The 18,209-nt window shown below is 41.9% G+C and carries 29 protein-coding genes and 1 pseudogene; 1 reads left to right on the forward strand and 29 read right to left on the reverse strand.

Features of this window, described 5'->3' with window-relative positions; all coding sequences use genetic code 11:
* Nucleotides 1-256: 256 nt before the first annotated feature.
* The gene (locus BV455_RS05735; RefSeq protein ID WP_061580305.1) at nucleotides 257-736 is read left to right on the forward strand and encodes a DUF6141 family protein; all 480 of its coding nucleotides are present in this window, start codon (nucleotides 257-259) and stop codon (nucleotides 734-736) included.
* A gap of 59 nt (nucleotides 737-795) precedes the next feature.
* Here the strand turns inward: BV455_RS05735 and BV455_RS05740 are convergent, their stop codons facing one another.
* The 29 genes and pseudogenes from BV455_RS05740 to BV455_RS05870 form a co-directional block, all read right to left on the reverse strand.
* Nucleotides 796-1,656 carry a VOC family protein gene (locus tag BV455_RS05740; RefSeq protein ID WP_017436653.1) on the reverse strand — a complete coding sequence of 287 codons (861 nt, stop codon included), beginning with the start codon at nucleotides 1,654-1,656 and terminating at the stop codon, nucleotides 796-798.
* A 17-nt stretch (nucleotides 1,657-1,673) separates the two neighbouring features.
* A complete protein-coding gene (locus BV455_RS20765; RefSeq protein ID WP_321164461.1) occupies nucleotides 1,674-1,838 on the reverse strand; it encodes a hypothetical protein in 165 nt (54 codons plus the stop codon).
* Between the two features lie 181 nt (nucleotides 1,839-2,019).
* Complete coding sequence (locus tag BV455_RS05750) at nucleotides 2,020-2,460, reverse strand: Rrf2 family transcriptional regulator (protein WP_042412101.1); 441 nt, start codon at nucleotides 2,458-2,460, stop codon at nucleotides 2,020-2,022.
* Nucleotides 2,461-2,653: 193 nt separating this feature from the next.
* Entirely contained in the window at nucleotides 2,654-3,016 is a 363-nt protein-coding gene (locus BV455_RS05755) for a VOC family protein (RefSeq protein ID WP_061580306.1), read from the reverse strand.
* A gap of 93 nt (nucleotides 3,017-3,109) precedes the next feature.
* Nucleotides 3,110-3,229: an AraC family transcriptional regulator gene (locus BV455_RS20900; protein WP_161939262.1), complete on the reverse strand. Its 120-nt coding sequence runs from the start codon at nucleotides 3,227-3,229 to the stop codon at nucleotides 3,110-3,112.
* A gap of 22 nt (nucleotides 3,230-3,251) precedes the next feature.
* Entirely contained in the window at nucleotides 3,252-3,728 is a 477-nt protein-coding gene (ybaK, locus tag BV455_RS05765) for a Cys-tRNA(Pro) deacylase (RefSeq protein ID WP_061580307.1), read from the reverse strand.
* A 367-nt stretch (nucleotides 3,729-4,095) separates the two neighbouring features.
* Complete coding sequence (locus BV455_RS05770; protein ID WP_061580308.1) at nucleotides 4,096-5,049, reverse strand: LLM class oxidoreductase; 954 nt, start codon at nucleotides 5,047-5,049, stop codon at nucleotides 4,096-4,098.
* A 288-nt stretch (nucleotides 5,050-5,337) separates the two neighbouring features.
* Nucleotides 5,338-5,640, reverse strand: a complete 303-nt coding sequence (locus tag BV455_RS05775) for an ArsR/SmtB family transcription factor (protein ID WP_017436646.1) — start codon at nucleotides 5,638-5,640, stop codon at nucleotides 5,338-5,340.
* Nucleotides 5,641-5,936: 296 nt separating this feature from the next.
* Complete coding sequence (locus BV455_RS05780) at nucleotides 5,937-6,977, reverse strand: zinc-dependent alcohol dehydrogenase family protein (RefSeq protein WP_042412094.1); 1,041 nt, start codon at nucleotides 6,975-6,977, stop codon at nucleotides 5,937-5,939.
* A gap of 214 nt (nucleotides 6,978-7,191) precedes the next feature.
* The gene (locus tag BV455_RS05785; RefSeq protein ID WP_017436644.1) at nucleotides 7,192-7,482 is read right to left on the reverse strand and encodes a hypothetical protein; all 291 of its coding nucleotides are present in this window, start codon (nucleotides 7,480-7,482) and stop codon (nucleotides 7,192-7,194) included.
* Between the two features lie 111 nt (nucleotides 7,483-7,593).
* The gene (locus BV455_RS05790; RefSeq protein ID WP_218687843.1) at nucleotides 7,594-8,376 is read right to left on the reverse strand and encodes a sulfite exporter TauE/SafE family protein; all 783 of its coding nucleotides are present in this window, start codon (nucleotides 8,374-8,376) and stop codon (nucleotides 7,594-7,596) included.
* A 63-nt stretch (nucleotides 8,377-8,439) separates the two neighbouring features.
* Nucleotides 8,440-8,667, reverse strand: coding sequence for a sulfurtransferase TusA family protein (locus tag BV455_RS05795; RefSeq protein ID WP_218687844.1), 228 nt, complete (start codon nucleotides 8,665-8,667; stop codon nucleotides 8,440-8,442).
* Nucleotides 8,668-8,686: 19 nt separating this feature from the next.
* Complete coding sequence (locus tag BV455_RS05800) at nucleotides 8,687-9,823, reverse strand: MBL fold metallo-hydrolase (protein WP_218687845.1); 1,137 nt, start codon at nucleotides 9,821-9,823, stop codon at nucleotides 8,687-8,689.
* 47 nt (nucleotides 9,824-9,870) lie between these two features.
* Entirely contained in the window at nucleotides 9,871-10,440 is a 570-nt protein-coding gene (locus BV455_RS05805; RefSeq protein ID WP_061580311.1) for a sulfurtransferase TusA family protein, read from the reverse strand.
* Nucleotides 10,441-10,467: 27 nt separating this feature from the next.
* On the reverse strand, nucleotides 10,468-10,764 hold the full coding sequence (locus tag BV455_RS05810) for a rhodanese-like domain-containing protein (protein ID WP_061580312.1): 297 nt from the start codon (nucleotides 10,762-10,764) through the stop codon (nucleotides 10,468-10,470).
* A gap of 25 nt (nucleotides 10,765-10,789) precedes the next feature.
* Nucleotides 10,790-11,155: a rhodanese-like domain-containing protein gene (locus BV455_RS05815; RefSeq protein WP_218687846.1), complete on the reverse strand. Its 366-nt coding sequence runs from the start codon at nucleotides 11,153-11,155 to the stop codon at nucleotides 10,790-10,792.
* 12 nt (nucleotides 11,156-11,167) lie between these two features.
* Nucleotides 11,168-11,650 carry a DsrE/DsrF/DrsH-like family protein gene (locus BV455_RS05820; RefSeq protein ID WP_061580313.1) on the reverse strand — a complete coding sequence of 161 codons (483 nt, stop codon included), beginning with the start codon at nucleotides 11,648-11,650 and terminating at the stop codon, nucleotides 11,168-11,170.
* A gap of 56 nt (nucleotides 11,651-11,706) precedes the next feature.
* Nucleotides 11,707-11,934, reverse strand: a complete 228-nt coding sequence (locus tag BV455_RS05825; protein WP_061580314.1) for a sulfurtransferase TusA family protein — start codon at nucleotides 11,932-11,934, stop codon at nucleotides 11,707-11,709.
* A 90-nt stretch (nucleotides 11,935-12,024) separates the two neighbouring features.
* The gene (locus BV455_RS05830; protein ID WP_012749266.1) at nucleotides 12,025-12,285 is read right to left on the reverse strand and encodes a metal-sensitive transcriptional regulator; all 261 of its coding nucleotides are present in this window, start codon (nucleotides 12,283-12,285) and stop codon (nucleotides 12,025-12,027) included.
* Complete coding sequence (locus BV455_RS05835; protein WP_017436634.1) at nucleotides 12,252-12,662, reverse strand: rhodanese-like domain-containing protein; 411 nt, start codon at nucleotides 12,660-12,662, stop codon at nucleotides 12,252-12,254. The genes BV455_RS05830 and BV455_RS05835 overlap by 34 nt, the downstream gene beginning before the upstream one ends.
* Nucleotides 12,663-12,786: 124 nt before the next feature.
* Nucleotides 12,787-13,353: a class I SAM-dependent methyltransferase gene (locus BV455_RS05840; RefSeq protein ID WP_061580315.1), complete on the reverse strand. Its 567-nt coding sequence runs from the start codon at nucleotides 13,351-13,353 to the stop codon at nucleotides 12,787-12,789.
* Between the two features lie 92 nt (nucleotides 13,354-13,445).
* Nucleotides 13,446-13,568 carry a hypothetical protein gene (locus tag BV455_RS20655; RefSeq protein ID WP_017436632.1) on the reverse strand — a complete coding sequence of 41 codons (123 nt, stop codon included), beginning with the start codon at nucleotides 13,566-13,568 and terminating at the stop codon, nucleotides 13,446-13,448.
* 94 nt (nucleotides 13,569-13,662) lie between these two features.
* Complete coding sequence (locus BV455_RS05845; RefSeq protein WP_017436631.1) at nucleotides 13,663-13,896, reverse strand: glutaredoxin family protein; 234 nt, start codon at nucleotides 13,894-13,896, stop codon at nucleotides 13,663-13,665.
* A 13-nt stretch (nucleotides 13,897-13,909) separates the two neighbouring features.
* Nucleotides 13,910-14,299: a DsrE/DsrF/DrsH-like family protein gene (locus BV455_RS05850; RefSeq protein ID WP_017436630.1), complete on the reverse strand. Its 390-nt coding sequence runs from the start codon at nucleotides 14,297-14,299 to the stop codon at nucleotides 13,910-13,912.
* 155 nt (nucleotides 14,300-14,454) lie between these two features.
* On the reverse strand, nucleotides 14,455-14,553 hold the full coding sequence (gene cydS, locus BV455_RS20905; RefSeq protein ID WP_017436629.1) for a cytochrome bd oxidase small subunit CydS family protein: 99 nt from the start codon (nucleotides 14,551-14,553) through the stop codon (nucleotides 14,455-14,457).
* A 12-nt stretch (nucleotides 14,554-14,565) separates the two neighbouring features.
* On the reverse strand, nucleotides 14,566-15,579 hold the full coding sequence (locus BV455_RS05855; RefSeq protein ID WP_017436628.1) for a cytochrome d ubiquinol oxidase subunit II: 1,014 nt from the start codon (nucleotides 15,577-15,579) through the stop codon (nucleotides 14,566-14,568).
* Nucleotides 15,576-16,925 (reverse strand): cytochrome ubiquinol oxidase subunit I, encoded by a 1,350-nt coding sequence (locus BV455_RS05860; RefSeq protein ID WP_218687847.1) that lies wholly within the window; start codon nucleotides 16,923-16,925, stop codon nucleotides 15,576-15,578. Before BV455_RS05860 ends, BV455_RS05855 begins: the two co-directional genes overlap by 4 nt.
* 315 nt (nucleotides 16,926-17,240) lie before the next feature.
* Entirely contained in the window at nucleotides 17,241-17,618 is a 378-nt protein-coding gene (locus BV455_RS05865) for a YidH family protein (RefSeq protein WP_175243051.1), read from the reverse strand.
* Between the two features lie 82 nt (nucleotides 17,619-17,700).
* Nucleotides 17,701-18,053, reverse strand: a pseudogene (locus BV455_RS05870) (DUF302 domain-containing protein).
* Nucleotides 18,054-18,209 lie beyond the last annotated feature (156 nt).

The raw sequence follows: 18,209 nt of genomic DNA on the forward strand, positions 1-18,209 counted from the left end.
ACCGAATAACAGGAGATATTTAATTTATAGATGTTTAACAAACTGCTTATACCTCCGTGTACGCGGCCAATGCCGCGCGTTTTCTCTCGGTCGCAGACTAGCCGTCATTCGACCACGGAACCCTAGAAAACTTTTTATCCTATTGCTCGTGATTATTGTAACATTTCCGATTGCCGCCAGCAAATAAAAGGGGTTATTTATGTTCTTGAAGAATATGATAATTAAAGGAAGGGACAAGAAAGGAGGAGCAATAGTCATGCGTGAAGTGCAGCATCCGCCTTGGTATGTGAACACGCTTGTCCTTATTGCCGCCGCTGTTATGTGGTACGGATTTATCCAGCAAATCGTAGTTGGCATCCCATTTGGCGCGAAGCCGGCAAGCGATACGGGAATGTGGGGCATGTTTCTGTTGTTCGGCATTTGTTTTCCGCTCTTCTTTTTGTCGCTGAAACTAGTCACAAAAACGGAAAAAGAAGGGCTTGTCATTCGTTTTTTCCCATTTCGCTCCCGTGTTATTCCATATCAACAAATTAAAAACGTTCAAGTCCAGCCTTATCATCCTATGTCTTACGGCGGCTGGGGAATTCGCTGGAGCTTGAAAAAAGGCCGTGCTTACACGATGAAAGGAAAGAAGGGAATATGGATCGAGCTGACGGACGGAGACGGTTTGTACCTTGGCTCGCAAAAGCCGGAAGAACTTGTGAAATATATACAAAGAGAGTGTTTGCACCGCTAACAGGTGCACACTCTCTTTTGTATTTCATCCAATCTGCTTCATAGAAAAAGCGCATAAAACTATTGCTGAATGATCAGCTCGACTTCGTTGCCAAACGGATCGCTCGTCAATATGCTATTTTCGTTTCGTCGCACCGATGCACCGATATGTTGCAGCCGTTTTGCTACCTTCTGCCGTTCTGTTTCATCTGGAAGCACAATGGAAAATACACGCAGTCCCACGGCGTTCACTGGCGGTTTTGGCGCCCCGACTCCGGCCCATGTGTTCAGTCCGATATGGTGATGATAGCCGCCCGCGGATACGAACAAAGCGTGCATTCCCATGCGGATCGTCGGTTCAAAGCCTAGCCCTTGCACATAAAAATCATAAGCTTCATCTATGTGGGCGACGTGGAGGTGGATATGGCCAATCCGTGTTTGCTTTGGAAGCCCCGACCACGCTTCCGTGCCTGCTTGCGCAAGCAAATCTTCTATATCCAGCTGCTCCGTTACCGCTTTATATTCTCCATTTGGCGTCTTCTCCCACTTTTCCATCGGCCGATCGGCGTATATTTCAATGCCGTTTCCGTCCGGATCAGCTAAATAGACCGCCTCGCTGAACAAGTGATCGGATGCTCCCTGCAGCGGATAACCGGTCTGTAATAAATGGAGCAGCGACTGGGCGAGGCTCTTTCTGTCGGGAACTAAAATCGCGAAATGATAAAGTCCCGTTGTCCGTGGCGGCTTCGGCACCGCATCCGCTTTTTCCTCGAGCACCGCTAACGGGGTAACCCCATCCACGGTTAATACCGCTTCGTTTTGATTTTGCTTTAATAGACGAAAGCCAATGATTTCTGTATAGAAAGGAACCGACCGTTCCAAATTAGATACGATAAGATGCACATGTCCGATCGTTGTTTTTGGATGAATAATATCGCTCATCATAATAACCTCCATCTTTAGTAGCCAACGGTAAACCGCATTCGACTGAAGCGCGGATTTTCGGCTTCATCGAGGATTGCTACCGCAAAATCTTCCGCCGAAATCCGGCTTTCGCCGTTTACATCGACTACAAGTTTTATTTTCGTTAAAAATATCGCCGACAACGGCATGCAATCGTTCATGTTCTGTATTCAAACGCGACGGATCACGGACAATCGCTGTTACCTCATGTCCTCTTGCAAAGCTTCCGCTAAAATGCGCTGACCAATCATTCCAGCGGCGCCAAACGAATCAATTTTCATCATTGTTTAATGTGAAGGAAATACTGTTGTAACAACCATGGTTACAACTAGTTTAAAAAAATTAAGGACGATTCGCTTCGATTTTTTGCGCTAATGCCGTCACAATATCGTGCAGGCGTATTTCCCGCAAAACGTTTTCCATTGCCTCTTGCGCACGAAGCAATATTACTTCCAGAACCGCTTGAATATTCGCCCCTACCGGACATTTCGGATTTGGATGTTCATGAATTTGAAACAACTCTCCCCCTTCTACTACTTCGGCCGCCCGATAAATGTCAAGCAGGGTAATCTCTTGCGTATCCTTCGTAAGAAACGCTCCCCCCGTCCCCGGGCGGACTTGAACAAATCCTGCTTTTTTTAGCTGCCCGATTACGCGTCGGACAACGACCGGATTCGTATTAACGCTTCCGGCAATCCATTCCGATGTACAGTGCGCGTTTTTTTCCAATGCTAATAAAGCTAAAATGTGGACTGCAACAGTAAAACGGCTGCTAATTTTCATCATGCTCCTCCTCTTGTAACCATTGTAGTTACAACATGACATAAAGTCAATATTAGAAAATGAACCTTTCCTCCTAAATAAGGTTTTTGGTTCAACCAATGAAAATAACACAGCCTAGTAGTTCTCAGCTGCCATAATAAAAATACTCCCATGATTATGGCAGTATAGCAAAAAAACAATATAAAACAATTCTCTAGCCTTTTAGAATGAATTCATTTCCATCGTTATCCTTGAATTGTACAAATGTGCCCCATTGCATTTTTTGCGGTTCTCCTAAAAATTCCACACCTTTCGCTTTCATCGTTTCATATGTACCTAGCACATCATCGCACTCAAACACAATAGACGGCTTTCTTTCATTCCAATCTTTCATCATTGATTTTGGATAAATGACCAATGCTGTTTGTGCCCCTTTTGGAGCTACTTCCAGCCAAAAAGCATTCGGCCCCATTGGATGCTCAGCGACCACTTCAAACCCTGCTTTTTCTGTCCAAAACTCTTTCGCTTTTTGCTGATCTTCTACATAAACAGCAACAGTCGCAATTCGTTTGATCATTAAGTTTCCTCCCTTTATAAATATGCTTCAGCTTGTCCATTTCGAATATATCATATTTTTGGCTTACTCATCTTGTAAAAAACGACATCATTTTCATATGATTCCCCTCATAGCAAGCATGCTATTTTTGAACTTAATCGGTGTTATTCCGAGATACTTTCGAAAGCCTTTTGACAAATGCGAGTAATCGTAGTAACCATAATGAAATGCCAAATCCAGAACTACTTGTTTATCTTTATTTTACCACTTCTTGAAATGTCGCTTCGGTTACGTTTTGTAAATCTCTCACGCTAAGTTCAATTAGCACGCCGATTTTGCCGCCGCTGACGATGATCTGCTCGAGTTGAGAAGCACTCGAATCGATAAAAGTCGGATAAGATTTGACCATACCTATCGGCGAACACCCTCCACGAATATAGCCCGTCAACTTTTGGATCTCTTTCATCGGCGCCAATGCGACATTTTTCTCTCCCGTTATTTTTGCAGCTTTTTTCAAGTCCAGTTCCGATTCTACGGGGATGACAAACACATAAATATTTCCGCTGTTTCCCTGTGTTACTAATGTTTTATATACCAATTGAGGGTCTTTTCCAATTTTTTGGGCAACAGATATGCCGTTAATTCTTCCATCCTGACTGTCGTAGGTCATTACATTGTAAGGAATCACTTTTTGATCAAGAACACGCATGGCGTTGGTTTTTTCTTTCGCCAATTTTCTTCCCTCCAGTTCGTTTCAACAGTAAAATGCCGGATGATGTTTGCCGTTGCCTTTATGTCCTGTACCATCTTCATCTTTCTTCATGATCGAACTACTGCAATCCCTGAATGCTTGCTGCTATTCTCCCGTGTAATTTTTGAGTTGCCATAAAATTCTTAAGAGACGTTATTCACCCAAATCCAGACCTGTGCAATAATGAACAATAGCCACCACAGAAAACCATCCAAGGACCGGCGATTCCGATCTCAAAGTTGATTGGAGCGAAATCGCCCGAACTCTTCATAACGAACCAAGCGTGCGTTGACGATTCAATACGTTCGTGCGCCGAATCCTTCTTCTCCAACATGTTTCATTCACTAAATCACTTTTTCCCGGTTAATGCCGGAAAGTGCGGAACAACTTCTTCCCCTAATTCTTCAATCACTTCTTCAACAGGGCGATGGCCATATTTTAAGTTGATAATCACGTGATTGACACCAATACTTTTAAGACTTTCAAGGAATTCAATGAGTATATTGCGCCCGGCTCGGAACCCTAGATGAATAGGGATTGGCGGATGATTTGGGTCCTCCGTCAAATCTACATATAAGGATTGAGTGAACGGTTTAAACTGATCGGTATGAGAACGCCAATTTTTAATCAGTTCCGCTTGGAATCTCAAGTTTCGAGGATAATACATCCAACCATCACCGTTTTCGGCAATCCATTCTATGGACTGAGAGCTGTGACCGGTTACCAGCACCGGAATGTCCGACAAGCGCGGTTTTGGCAGAAGGTCCCCGCTCGACATATGAACTCGTGGCGTTTGGATTACCGGAAAATTCTCCTTCCACGCTTTTTTCATTACCAACACGGCTTCTTGAAACAGGGCACTGCGCTGTTCAGAATCAACGGAAAACGCTGGAAATTCTATCGGGCGATCCCCGGTCGCCACCCCGAGAATCAAACGTTCACCAGATAGTCTGTCAACCGAAGCCGCTGCTTTGGCAACATGCAAAGGATGACGCAAGGTAAGAATAACACTTGCAGTTCCCAAAGCAATCTTTTCTGTATGGGCGGCTATATATCCTAAATAGACCCAAGGATCATAAATTTGACCCACATCACCAAAATAAGGATCATGTAACGGAACATCCCTGACAAACAACGCAGCAAAATTGAGTTCTTCTGCTCTTTTTGCCAGTTTCATTTGCTTTTCCATGTCCATTTCTGGAATGCTGCCTTCGTATGATTCTATAGGAAAGAACAACCCGAGAGTGAGATGGTTTTCCTTAAACATGCGTGAATATCCTTTGTGGTTTTCAAACCGGTTCATTATCGCTCCCCCACATCTGCATTCTTTTTGACAGTTCTGCCTATCTTTGAAATGATGCTCTTGTATGATTCCATTAGGAAAAAACAACCTGAGAGTCAGACGGTATGCATGAATGTTATGTTTACCAAAATGGTTCATCATTATTCCTGTTTAATCTGTTTTTATAAATATCTAGAATTATCGATATAGTACGCAAAAATAAAAGTGAAATCTATATTTATAAATATCCAAAACTATAGAGATATAATACAATAAATAAAAAGGATTCAAGGCTAAAATCGATTTGGTCTATAAATCTCTAGATAACAATTCGATCAATTTTTTGATGTTCTCCTCATTTCTTTTATAATAAGTCCATTGCCCGACTCGCTTTGCTTTTATCAGTCCAGCATTTTGCAGCATAGATAGGTAAAGGGACACTGTAGATTGTGACAATCCAACTTTTTTATGGATGTCGCTCACGCAAACTCCATCTTCGTGTATATCGCCATGTTGCGGTTTTGGAAAGTGGATTTCAGGATTTTTCAGCCACTGTACGATCTGCAGCCTCGTTTCATTGGACAAGGCTTTAAACACTTCTAAAAGTTCCATTGCTACCTCCAAGTTCGCCCATTAATCGTATTCTTATATTACATAACTGTGCTTGATTAAATCAACCAACATCCATTCAAACCGATTCCTTAGTTAGAATAAGAATGCGCAACCAAACCAGCCCATCAAGGAAGTTCATTTATGAACAGATTAACATATCGCCAAGAAATCTACAACATCTACCCCTGGTGATAACAGGCGCTAAGTCGAGCAATTAGAAAAAAAACCCGTATCATTGTATAATATGATACAGGTTCTAATGATCAAGAATTGATTTTTTGGAATATAAAGAAAACCTAGTCGTTGGAAATAATTACCTTTAATGCCCTTTCTTTCGCCGCATTTCCAAATATTTCATAAGCTTTCATAATATCGGAAAAGGCAAAGCGATGTGTAATTAATTGTTCCGGTTTCAATTTTTTCGACTGCACCGTTTTTAATAACATCGGTGTAGAAGTCGTATTGACAAGACCGGTTGTCAATGTAATGTTGCGTATCCATAATTGTTCAATACGAAAGTCGACGCTTTTTCCATGAACACCGATATTGGCTATATGGCCGCCTGGTTTTATAATGTCTTGGCAAATGTCAAATGTTACAGGAATTCCGACGGCTTCCATCGCGACATCTACACCTTTTCCGTCGGTTAATTCCATAATTTTTTCCACTGCCTTACCGTCAGCGCTATTCACCACTTGAGTGGCACCAAATTTTTTCGCAACTTCTAAGCGGTTATCGTCTAAATCCACCATAATGATCTCTGCAGGTGAATAAAATTGAGCTGTTAATAGCGCTGCCATACCTACAGGACCAGCTCCGATAATGGCAACTGTTTGTCCGGGCTGAACTTTACCGTTTAACACGCCAATTTCAAATCCTGTCGGAAGAATGTCACTAAGCATGACAAGCGCCTCTTCATCTACACCTTCCGGAATTGGATAGAGGCTATTGTCTGCGTATGGAATTCGTACATACTCGGCTTGCGTTCCATCAATTAAGTGTCCTAAGATCCATCCTCCATCTTCACAGTGAGCATACAACCCTTTTTTGCAATTTTCGCATTTTCCGCAGGAGGTAATACAAGAAATCAGCACTCTATCGCCTTTTTTAAAATTTTTTACGGCTGATCCAACTTCTTCAATAATCCCTACACCTTCATGGCCTAAAATCCGGCCTTCTTTTACGGTCGGGACATCTCCTTTAAGAATATGCAAATCCGTTCCGCAAATTGTTGTTTTTGTAATTTTAACAATTACATCTGTCTCTTTTTCGATTTGCGGTTTTGGCTTGTCCATTACTTCTTTTTTTCCTGGTCCTAGATATGTAAGGGCTTTCAAATTTGGCTCCTCCTTAAAAATTTTGAATCTTCCCAACTCCTACCTTACAGTAAAAAAACTTGTGTCAAGTTTTCGTCAAAATCGTGTCAAGATTGTGTCGAAGATTTTTTCTGTCTAGGCTTTCCTCTTTGTGTATCTCCTCCCTAAACGAAAGGAAACACACTTTTTTCGGCCAATATTTTGCTCATGGATAGGCAAGGAAATCCTCGCCTATTCACACTGGGTCATTGTCCACGTTACTGTAAGATTCAATCGCTTGATCGAGCGCCCGATACGCTTCGGCAAAAGCGTTCGTCGCCGACTCATCACCCGCATTGACAAGCTGTGCTTGCGCGTTTTTCGCGTGGGTGACAGCCCGAATGACATCTTCAATCATTTGTTGTTTGTCACCTGCCGTCGCCTTTAACTGCTCAAGTTCACGGAGAGATTGATCCAAATCATAGGCGCCCGGTTGGTCAAACGATTGTTCCAGCTTTTCTTTGACACGTTGCAATACTTCTTTCATCCATGCCCACCTTCCTGATTATTTTATCATCAGCTAGTGTGGGCAGTTTGAAGCAAACTATGCATGGAAATGGAGCGGACAAAGTAAACGGTTGATACTTGCATAAACCAATTATAAAATATCAACCCAAATTTTTACGGCCGTCGCCAAAATTAAAACCGCTAAAATAACTTGCAATATTTTTGTGTTCATTTTTTGCCCCATTTTTGCTCCTAAAGGAGAGGCGATTAAGCTGGCAACAACCATGATGATGGAAGGAATCAGTTCCACTTGACCCGTTGTGATTTTTCCAAACGCCGAACCAATGGATGAAATAAACGTAATCGCCAGCGAAGAGGCAATCGTCATTCGTGTTGGAATCTTTAACACAACAAGCATAATCGGCACTAGCAAAAACGCTCCCGCTGCGCCAACGATCCCTGAACCAATCCCAATGACAAGCGCTAATGCAGCGGCCAGCCATTTGTTAAAAGTCACTTGATCGCTTGGAATATCGTCAATGCCTCTTTTCGGAACAAACATCATGACAGCAGCCAATGCGGCGAGAATACCATACACGACATTAATCGTTCCTTCGCTCATCATTTTCGAACCGAACCCGCCAAGAAAACTGCCGATTAAAATACTAATCCCCATATAAAGAATTAACGTTTTATTTAAATAACCGCTTTTTCGATATGCCCAAACACCGCTAATCGTCGCAAATAACACTTCGACCGCACTAATTCCTGACACTTCACGGGCGCTAAACGAAGCAAGCCCAAATAGCGGCGGAAGATAAAGCAGCATCGGATATTTAATAATGGCCCCTCCAATGCCAACCATGCCAGAAATAAACGAACCGATAAAGCCAATGAGGAAAATCACGATGATGAAATTCAACGTCACTTCCATCAATACATTACCCCTTTTGACTTTTCGAAAACTAAGGGGTACTTTATACGTACCCCCGAACGATTATTTTCTTTTAACCAAAAATTTCCATACACCATTTTCTTCTTTATAATCGACTAGCTCATGACCGCTCACGTTTATCCAAGCAGTTAGATCATTTTTTGCTCCTTGATCCGTCGTTTCGATTTCAAGTATTTGACCCGGTGGCAATTCATCGATAGCCTTTTTTGCCTTCACAACGATCATGGCACAAGATAATCCTTTTGTATCGACGACCTTATTCCCATTCATTTTCTCAACTCCCTTCAAATTAACGGGTATGATGCAGCGCGCAACGGTTTGGACCGATTTCGAGTTCTTGCTGTTGTTCCATGTCGACCGCTTTCAGCCCGCGGTTAATCGCTACGATGTCTTCAAAGTTTGGCGGTGTCTCTGTGTTTGCGTTTTGAACAACAATATCGATAAATTCTTGTTTTTGCTTATGCTGCATCATTTCGTTGCGGGCGCGAATATTGCCTAATGTGTCGCCGATATATCCCGCTTTGTTCATTTCTTCATCCAAATTAGCGTAATGGGCAGGCAGAACGATTACATCATCCGCAATCGCAGCCACTTTTTCGTATACCGTGTCATACAAATCCGCGGCCCATTCCGCCGCTTTTCCGCCTAAATCCGGGCGTCCGAGTCCGCCGACAAAAATCGTATCTCCAGAGAAAAGCAGTTGATTGTTTACGAAGAAGGAAACACTTCCCGGCGTATGTCCTGGCGTTTTCACCGCCAATACTTCTAATTGTACTTGCGCAAAATCAATGCGGTCATGTTTTTCCAGCGGTTCGAAATCAAACACCGCTCCTTCGCTTTTCATCAAGTAATATGTCGCTCCCGTACGTTCCGCTAAGGCTTTTCCGCCGGAAATATGGTCTGCGTGTAAGTGGGAATCCACGATATGCGTAATCGCTACTCCTTCTTCTTGGGCAACTTGTTCATATACATCAATAAACCGCGATGGGTCAACGACAAGCGCTTCTTTTCCGGAAATCACCATGTAAGAGAGGCATCCTTTTCCGACACGAATGAATTGATATACTTTCATCTTGTCATCTTCATATACTTTTGCTTTGTGAAGATGTTCGCTCCACACTTTCATGCCTCCGGCGAGCGTATAAATGTTGTCAAATCCTGCTTCTGCTAATTGTTCTGCTACAAACGCCGCTGAACCGCCTTTGGCGCAAATGACGACAACATCTTTCTCTTTTGGAAGGCGGTCGATAACCGAATCTACACCATCAATCAACTCAAAGTATGGAACATTAATATATTCAAAGTTCTCCCCTTCAATTTTCCAATCATGAAAATCGCTTTTATTGCGTACGTCGAAAATAACGAGATGTTCTTTATTTAATACTTTTTCTGTCAATGTTTGCACCGTCATTTCTTTTACCGCCATTTTTATACCCCCTATAGTATATTTTGCTTTTTAAAAAAACCGCTCAATCATAATTGAGCTGTATCGAGCGGTCCTTCCCATTTCGACATGCCTGGAACGACATTCCATACATTAGCAAATCCTTTTTCGGTTAATTTTTGCGCCGCTAAATTGCTGCGCGTTCCAGTACGGCAAACAACATAAATCGTTTTATCCTTCGGCAGCTCATTGATGCGGTCTTCTAATTCTCCAAGCGGAATCGAAACCGCTCCTGGGATATGCCCGAACGCATACTCCGCTGGCTCGCGGACATCTACAATGACCACAGAATCATCATTTATTTTTTCCGCCAGCTGCTCGTTGGAAATCACATGAGGATATGTTGCTTCGCCTTTTGTCTCATGGTCACTTGCTTTACGAATATAATGTTTTAACACGTTTCCTTCCTCGATCGTTCCCAAATATTGATGGCCGGTACTTTCCGCCCATGCTTTGATATCAGCTCTCGAACCTTTATCGGTTGCCTGTACTTCGAGCACTTGTCCTGGTTGTAACTCACTGATCGCTTTTTTTGTTTTTACAATCGGCATTGGGCAAGATAACCCCTTTGCGTCAACTGTCATGTTTACTCGAATCATGCTGCATTCCTCCTTTTGCCGTTTTATTTATTCTACAGGTCCTTCCCATTCCAACATGCCGCCAGTCATATTGATCACATGATATCCATGGCTTTCCAACAGCTGTGCTGCACGTCCGCTTCTTCCTCCTGAACGGCAAACAAGGATATATTCCTTGTTTTTATCTAGCTCATGCATGCGAAATTCAAGCAATCCTAACGGAATATTGATCGCACCAGGGATTTTCCCGGCCGCCACTTCATCCGCTTCACGAACATCGATAATGTTCAGCTGTTTTCCTTCTTGAAGAAGTTTTTCTACTTCTTTTGTCGTTAATTGTTTCATCAACGCTCCCCTCCTTTTTTATGTTTTATGTCCAGGCGTTCATTCCGCCTTTTACGTTTGTTACGTATTGGAATCCAAGTTTCTTCAATAGTCTGCTGGCTTTTGTGCTTCGCATTCCGCTTTGGCAAATGACAATCACTTCTTTTTCTTTGGATAATTCATTCGCGCGTTTTGGCAATTCATGAAGCGGAATATTTTTAAATCCGCGAATATGGTTTGCGCGAAACTCCGCGGGAGTACGTACATCCACATACTGCACATCTTTTTTTCCTAACTCTTTCTTTAGCTCTGCTGTCGTAATCATCCGTACTCCTCGCGGTGGAGTGACACGGCTTGCAATAAACCAAGCGAGCAATAGGAATAAAACGATATTCATTACTGTTTGTGTCATTCGTAATCACCTTTAAATGAATAAGTTTATGTTCCCTTCTGACGCATCCGCCAAATACGTTGCCACTCCGGCAAACTCAATGCCATCGATCAATTCTTCTGGTTTCAGCCCTAATAAATCAACGGTCATTTGACACGCGACTAATTTAACCCCTTGCTCTTTTGCCATTTCGATTAATTGTGGCAGCGGCATCGCGTTATGCTTTTTTATAACGTGTTTGATTAATTTTGGTCCGATGCCGCCAAAGTTCATGCGTGAAAGCCCCATGCGATCCGCTCCACGCGGCATCATTTTGGCAAACATTTTTTCCCAAAACCCTTTTTTCACCGAAATATGCCCGTCTTTTCGTAATGCGTTTAATCCCCAAAACGTATGGAAAATCGTGACGTCATGGTCATAAGCGGCGGCACCGTTCGCAATGATGTAAGCCGCCATCGCTTTATCATAGTCGCCGCTAAATAAAATAATTGTTGTTTTTTTCTTTTGTTGCGGCATTAAGTTCCCTCCTTCTATATACATATACTTATATAGGTATATGAACAACTAAAAAATTACCCTTTTTGAATCCAAAACGTAAATACGCCATTTTCTTCTTTCATATCAATAACCGTATGGCCGCTTGCTTTCGCCCATGCCGGCAAGTCGCTTTTCGATCCTTTGTCGGTCGTTTGAATTTCGAGCACTTGTCCTGATGTTAATTCATCCATCGCTTTTTTCGCTTTTACAACCGGCATTGGACAAGCTAATCCCTTCGCATCTAATACTTTATTTACATTCATGATGGATAACCTCCTTGTTATTTTACTATTACCCCTATAGGTATATTAGTATGGATAAAAGAATGTGTCAACCCTTTTTGAAGAGTTGACTTATCTGCTTTTTACTAATAGCTCTACTGCCTCTTTGACTAAATGTTCCGTTTTTTCCCCTTTTTCCATGCTTTCGCGGAGACAATTTTCTAAATTGGTGCTTACAATGACCGCAATGGCGCGATCGATCGCATTGCGTGCCGCCGATAACTGCGCGACAACGCTTTTGCAGTCTTTTCCTTGTTCCATCATGCTAAGAACACCTTTCACTTGTCCTTCAATCCGTCTTAAGCGGTTTTTGATTTCTTTATTGTATTCCATTTTTCATTTCCCCTTTCTCGACAAGGACAATGGATGATTGAATAGCTTTGTACGTCAAAACCGTGACGGCGCAAAAAACGTATGCCTAAATTTTTTTCGATTTCATCGTTTGCAATAACATGAATCGATTTACTCGGAATATTAGAAAAATGCCGTTTTAAATAAGCATACGGAATATGAAGCGAATTAGCAATAGGCGGTTCTGTCGCTTCATTATAATCACGAATATCTAAAACAATCATATCCTTGATTCGTTCATCGGCTATATCTATACATGGAACATTGTTTACCGGATAATAACGGCGATACAATGCCATAAATAATAAACCGAAAATAATCAGGCTAATGATATACAAACGGCGATCACCTCGATCCATTACTGTTATCCCCGCTTATTATATACCCTAATAGGTATATTAGCAACTGTTTTATTTTAACAATATATGGATGAATGATGTATCGTTCATCATCCCGACATGTATTGAGACAACCGCTGTTGCCTCAATACGTTAGCAATATGCCGTATACGGTTGGATGAAAGGAGAAAAATTCCACATTCTGGTGTTTTGTTTTCATATATTCCAACAATTGTTGAGAAGGAATTCTCTCATGAAGCGGCGGCCCCATTTCGCTTTCCGCCGCTTCCCATTCAATGATCAGAAATTTTCCGTTCGGTTTCATTACCCGTTCGATCTCAGCAAGCACTGCGTCATGATCATCTATTTCATGAAACACAAACGACATGAGTCCTTTGTCCACTGATTGTGCAGGCAAAGATGTATTAGATACATCTCCAAGTATATATTCGATATTATCCACTTGTTCTTTTTCTGCGTGTTTCTTTAAAAATTCCAACATTTCTCGTTGTACATCCACCGCATATACTTTTTCTTTCGTCTTTTTCGCCATTGGCACGGTAAAATACCCATTGCCGGCTCCTAAATCAGCAATGACATCTTGTGTTCCGATTTGCAATATCTCTATCACCTTTTCTGGATCAATGATTTCTTTTCGCTTCGGATCTAATAATTTTTCCGCCTTTTCTGGATGAAAACGATGCCCTGCCATTCATAAATCCTCCTGTATTCTTTTTTTAATGGTTATTATAATCAAAAAGCTTCGGAATCCATAATCCGAAGCTTTTTCTTGCTGATGCATTTTTAGCAAACCGCACAACGGTTTGGATCGCTTTCCATTCCCCGTTGTTCTTTATCTGGTTGAAATTTTTCTATATTCGTTTGACGCACTTTCAATCGTATATGCTTCTTTCCTTCCGTTTCCAATCATCGAATTCCTCTTTGTTGCGTACATCCAAAATGAATCGTTTCACACCGCTTGGAAACGGGTTCTTTTACAGGAATTACGTCCCGTGCCTCATTAGCGCTGCAACAATTGCATGATGGCGTCCGGGTCAAAGCCAATTACCCATTGGCCATCAATTTCGATTTGCGGAACTCCGATTTGCCCCGTTGTTTCAACAAGTTTCCGCGCCGCGGCAGGATCCCGCTGCACGTTTACTTCTTCAAACGGAACGCCTTGTTCACGTAAAAAGTTTTTCACCATTACACAATACGGACATGTCGTTGTTGTATATACCGTAACTCGTTTCATTTTCATCCCTCCACTAGAACGTCAACGTAATGTCGGCGTCTTTCGCAAAGTTTAAAAATGTGGCCGCTCCAGCGACTTCAATTCCATCGACAAATTGATCTTTGTCAAGACCCATGACGTCCATCGTCATTTGGCATGCAACCAGTTTCACACCTAATTCTTGCGCCATTTTTACAAGCTCTTCGATTGACGGAACATTCGCTTTTTGAAATCCTTCTTGAAAATGCTCTTTTCCTTCTGGAAGCGGTAAGTTTTTATGTGCTTCTTTATGAATGAGATTCAACCCTTCAAATGTGAAGAAAATGCCTACTTCTGCCTCTGATGCCGCTGCCGCTGTGGCAATATTGAATACTTTGTATGCGTCAAATAAACTACCGTTAGCTGCGATAATCGCTACTTTCATCAAGAATTCCTCCTCGTTTTTTCTCAATCATAGTTTTTACAAAATAAAATATTTTATTTACATATACATGTATGGGTATATAACCTAGTCCTTATATTAATCGATTTTTCCATAAATGTCAACTAACAAATATAAAAAATGTCGAGCAGGAAGTCCTACTCGACCTGTTTGTCTTTCAATCCGGCCCAAAACGCAGCAACCACAGACAACGCCACAATAAGAATTGGTGCATACATAATAAGAAATGTTTGCATGTTATGCTCCCCCTATAATTGTCCTTTTACATATTTTTTGTTGAATAAAAACAATCGCATTAACAAATACAGCGATGGAATTAATAACAAGAAACCGGCGATAAACGCGATAATAAGCGCGATCGCCATCGCTTGATTCGTAAACCCGTCGTAAATCGTTAAGTATGGGTACAACAGATACGGATAGTGAGAAATGCCGTATGCGTAAAACGCGAACGCATATTGCAGCAGCAAGCTAATAAACGCCCAGCCGAAATGTCTCTTTTTCCAAAGCAAATAAACGGTCAATACAAAAAACAGACATGATATGGCAAACATCCAAGCAATGTTGAACATGTTGCTATAATGCTCCGGATTATGATGCCGCAGCTGATAAATGATGAGGAGCGCCGATAAAATCGTTGGCCCGCTCCAACTTAGCGCATATTTCCGCAGCAATTCGCGCGCCTGCATATCCCCCGCTTCATTGGCGTAATATGTTAGAAATGTAGCGGAAATATAGAGAACGCTCGTAATGCTTAACAACACAATACTCCAAGTAAGCGGGCTGACAAACAGCTCTTTATATAATAAAGTAAGTTTTTCCCCGCTTTTCTCCACAAATCCTCCTTCCGAAATCGTCAGCACAATCGACAGTGACGCCGGAATAAACAGCCCTGTTAGCCCGTAGGCAAGCAAATACCAATTTCTTTCCGTCCCGCCATACGTATGAAACGCATAATACGACCCGCGGATCGCCAAAAGCACAATGGCAATGCTGGCAGGAACGAGCAAAATCGAGCCGTAATAATAGGCAGTTTTCGGGAAAAAGCCGACGATGCCGACGAAGAAAAAGACGAGAAACACGTTCGTCACTTCCCATACCGGGGAAAGATAGCGCTGGATAATTTTATGCAAAATATGCTTTTTCTTGGCAAAATCGCTGTATGCGCTGAAAAATCCAGCACCAAAGTCAATCGAGGCGACTATAACGTATCCGAACAAAAACAGCCATAAAACAGAAATGCCAACAATCTCCAACGTCATTCCGCCATCACCTCCTGCTGGCCTGAACGTTCCGCCAACTCCCGTTCGACTGGGTTTTTGCGGAACATGTTAATCAGCACCGCCGCACTCGCGATTCCTAAAATAAGATACAAGATCGAAAATAAAATGAGCATCGTATCGACATGCGCTGACGATGTCGCCGCTTCCGCCGTTTTCATATAACCGCGCAAAATCCACGGCTGCCGGCCGACTTCGGCAAGATACCATCCCACTTCAATCGCCAGCATCGAAAGTGGACCGGAGGCTACCAACAGACCGAAAAACCATTTTTTCACGACAAACTTCCACTTAAATATTTTTCCAAGCCAATAAACCGCCGCTACAACGGTAAGAAACACGCCAAGCGTCACCATTAAATCAAATAAATAGTGAATGTAAAGCGGGGGCGTTTCCTCCTTCGGAAATTCGTTTAATCCTTTTACTTCCGCGGCGGGATGATTATGCGCCAAAATGCTTAATGCGTTTGGAATAATAAGCGCATTTTTTATATTGTTGTTTTCATCAAGCGTCCCGAACAAGACAAGCGGCGCATGGGTGCTCGTTTCAAAGTGCCATTCCGCCGCCGCTAATTTTTCCGGCTGGTACTCGGCTAAAAACTTGCCGGATAAATCGCCGACAAGTGCACTTGCAAGTGAAAAAATCAAAGCTGTTTTCATCGTTAAATGTAGTGCTTTTTTGTGATAAATATGGCGGTTGCCTCGCATTAAATGCCAAGCGGCGATGGACGCCAAGACAAAAGCACAAGTCATATAGGCTGTCGCCAAGACGTGCGCCACTTTCGTCGGCGTCGCTGGATTAAACATTGCCACAAGCGGCTCGATATTTGTGATGACTCCGTTTTTCAATTCAAAACCTTGCGGAGTATTCATAAACGCGTTTACCATCGTAATAAACATTGCTGATGCCGAAGAACCAATGGCAACCGGAATAAGCAGCAACAAATGTTTTTTCTGATTTTCAAATCGATCCCACGTATATAAATAAATGCCAAGGAAAATCGCTTCAAGAAAGAAGGCAAACGTCTCCATAAACAGCGGCAGACTGATAACTTGACCTGCAAGTTGCATAAAGTTCGGCCATAATAACGACAGCTGCAATCCGATCGCCGTTCCCGTCACAACGCCGACGGCTACCGTAACGACGAAGCCGCGCGTCCATCTCCGCGCCAGCAAAATGTAATGTTCATCGTTTTTGCGGATGCCTACCCATTGAGCAATCGCAATCATTAACGGGACGCCGACACCGATCGTTGCATAAATAATATGGAACGTCAGCGTCAGTTCCGTAAGTACTCGGCTAAACAGAACTGGATCATATTTCCACATCGCAATATCCTCCCTTTATGAAAACAATCTGCCAACCATCGACAGAAGCATAATCACTGCAACAAAAAAACTAACCATCACAAGCCATTTTTCTTGGCGTTTCCACACATTTTTTCCTCCTTTGATTCCTCTTGCTCTTATTTATTTTGTCAACAATTTAACAAGATACTGAAATTGTGATGTTTTTCACAAATTTGTCATGATTAACAGAGTTATAAAGGTAAAAATGTTTTATACCATACAATTTTTTATCCATTATGCTTATCGATCCCAAAAATAAAATGGTTACCATCGACAATGATGATAACCATTTTCTTATGCTTTATACAAAGAAACAAAAAAATAATAACCAAACAACAGTGTGACAAATAACACTAAAAGTGCTAAAAACCAAATAAGAAAACGAGCGGTACGAAATGTTTGTTCATTAATTTGCCTTGCTTTTTGGAAATAGCTAATAGTGGCAAAAACAACCGTACACACTCCCGTTACGACAGACAACGTTCCAATCATTTGCACTGCCATGTTGGATAAAGAATGATGGGACGATTTGATATGCAAGTTAATGATGAGAAATCCAATTCCTGTTATAGCGATAGCCGTTCGAATCCACGCTAAAAACGTACGCTCATTGGCGAGATGCTGTTGAATATATTTGGAGTCCTCCGTTGGTGCTTGCGCTTTCTCCTTCATTTCCCACACACCTTTCTTCCATAAACATTGTTGACAAATAAAAACCCCCTATAGTATACTAACCTTTCCGTCAAGCTGTCTACTATAAGAGGATGGGAGTCAATGATAATCGACATTCGTTGAGGCAAGCTATTAGCCTTTTTTCGATATCTTCGGCTAAACTTTTTAATGATTTATCATTTGCCATGTTCATGAACAAGGTAGGTTTTGGCATGCCAATTTTTGGTGTCCTATTCTCTTTATAAACGACTATTTTACATGGCAAAAAGTATCCAACTAATCTATTTTCTGAAAGAACACGTGCGGCTTCTTTTGGATTACATACTTCCAAAATAACGAATGGATGAGAAAAATCGAATCTTTTTTTTGTAATTTTTCCGTTTGCTAAAATTTCCATAACACGCCAAATCCCTCTTTGCCTAAACTTTCCTCCATGCTTTGATCGCTTCATCCGTTCCGATTCGCAGTTTGATTGTCTAATGGAACCATTTCCTTTTTTCCGTTCCTAGCCACTGTTACTGTTTTTTATGGTATACAAGCGAACGCAACTGTAAACAAATAAAAAAAGCTGCCTTCAGAGCAGCTTTATGT

The sequence above is a fragment of the Parageobacillus caldoxylosilyticus genome (assembly GCF_019272935.1).
Lineage (GTDB): Bacteria > Bacillota > Bacilli > Bacillales > Anoxybacillaceae > Saccharococcus > Saccharococcus caldoxylosilyticus.

Excerpts from the sequence above, each read along its gene's own strand:
- BV455_RS05735 (WP_061580305.1), top strand. The coding sequence starts at position 257 with ATGCGTGAAGTGCAGCATCCGCCTTGGTATGTGAACACGCTTGTCCTT.
- BV455_RS05740 (WP_017436653.1), bottom strand. The coding sequence starts at position 1,656 with ATGAGCGATATTATTCATCCAAAAACAACGATCGGACATGTGCATCTT.
- BV455_RS20765 (WP_321164461.1), bottom strand. The coding sequence starts at position 1,838 with ATGAACGATTGCATGCCGTTGTCGGCGATATTTTTAACGAAAATAAAA.
- BV455_RS05750 (WP_042412101.1), bottom strand. The coding sequence starts at position 2,460 with ATGAAAATTAGCAGCCGTTTTACTGTTGCAGTCCACATTTTAGCTTTA.
- BV455_RS05755 (WP_061580306.1), bottom strand. The coding sequence starts at position 3,016 with ATGATCAAACGAATTGCGACTGTTGCTGTTTATGTAGAAGATCAGCAA.
- BV455_RS05770 (WP_061580308.1), bottom strand. The coding sequence starts at position 5,049 with ATGAACCGGTTTGAAAACCACAAAGGATATTCACGCATGTTTAAGGAA.
- BV455_RS05775 (WP_017436646.1), bottom strand. The coding sequence starts at position 5,640 with ATGGAACTTTTAGAAGTGTTTAAAGCCTTGTCCAATGAAACGAGGCTG.
- BV455_RS05785 (WP_017436644.1), bottom strand. The coding sequence starts at position 7,482 with ATGAAAGAAGTATTGCAACGTGTCAAAGAAAAGCTGGAACAATCGTTT.
- BV455_RS05790 (WP_218687843.1), bottom strand. The coding sequence starts at position 8,376 with ATGGAAGTGACGTTGAATTTCATCATCGTGATTTTCCTCATTGGCTTT.
- BV455_RS05795 (WP_218687844.1), bottom strand. The coding sequence starts at position 8,667 with ATGAATGGGAATAAGGTCGTCGATACAAAAGGATTATCTTGTGCCATG.
- BV455_RS05800 (WP_218687845.1), bottom strand. The coding sequence starts at position 9,823 with ATGGCGGTAAAAGAAATGACGGTGCAAACATTGACAGAAAAAGTATTA.
- BV455_RS05805 (WP_061580311.1), bottom strand. The coding sequence starts at position 10,440 with ATGATTCGAGTAAACATGACAGTTGACGCAAAGGGGTTATCTTGCCCA.
- BV455_RS05810 (WP_061580312.1), bottom strand. The coding sequence starts at position 10,764 with ATGAAACAATTAACGACAAAAGAAGTAGAAAAACTTCTTCAAGAAGGA.
- BV455_RS05815 (WP_218687846.1), bottom strand. The coding sequence starts at position 11,155 with ATGACACAAACAGTAATGAATATCGTTTTATTCCTATTGCTCGCTTGG.
- BV455_RS05820 (WP_061580313.1), bottom strand. The coding sequence starts at position 11,650 with ATGCCGCAACAAAAGAAAAAAACAACAATTATTTTATTTAGCGGCGAC.
- BV455_RS05825 (WP_061580314.1), bottom strand. The coding sequence starts at position 11,934 with ATGAATGTAAATAAAGTATTAGATGCGAAGGGATTAGCTTGTCCAATG.
- BV455_RS05830 (WP_012749266.1), bottom strand. The coding sequence starts at position 12,285 with ATGGAATACAATAAAGAAATCAAAAACCGCTTAAGACGGATTGAAGGA.
- BV455_RS05835 (WP_017436634.1), bottom strand. The coding sequence starts at position 12,662 with ATGGATCGAGGTGATCGCCGTTTGTATATCATTAGCCTGATTATTTTC.
- BV455_RS05840 (WP_061580315.1), bottom strand. The coding sequence starts at position 13,353 with ATGGCAGGGCATCGTTTTCATCCAGAAAAGGCGGAAAAATTATTAGAT.
- BV455_RS05845 (WP_017436631.1), bottom strand. The coding sequence starts at position 13,896 with ATGAAACGAGTTACGGTATATACAACAACGACATGTCCGTATTGTGTA.
- BV455_RS05850 (WP_017436630.1), bottom strand. The coding sequence starts at position 14,299 with ATGAAAGTAGCGATTATCGCAGCTAACGGTAGTTTATTTGACGCATAC.
- cydS (WP_017436629.1), bottom strand. The coding sequence starts at position 14,553 with ATGCAAACATTTCTTATTATGTATGCACCAATTCTTATTGTGGCGTTG.
- BV455_RS05855 (WP_017436628.1), bottom strand. The coding sequence starts at position 15,579 with ATGACGTTGGAGATTGTTGGCATTTCTGTTTTATGGCTGTTTTTGTTC.
- BV455_RS05860 (WP_218687847.1), bottom strand. The coding sequence starts at position 16,925 with ATGTGGAAATATGATCCAGTTCTGTTTAGCCGAGTACTTACGGAACTG.
- BV455_RS05865 (WP_175243051.1), bottom strand. The coding sequence starts at position 17,618 with ATGAAGGAGAAAGCGCAAGCACCAACGGAGGACTCCAAATATATTCAA.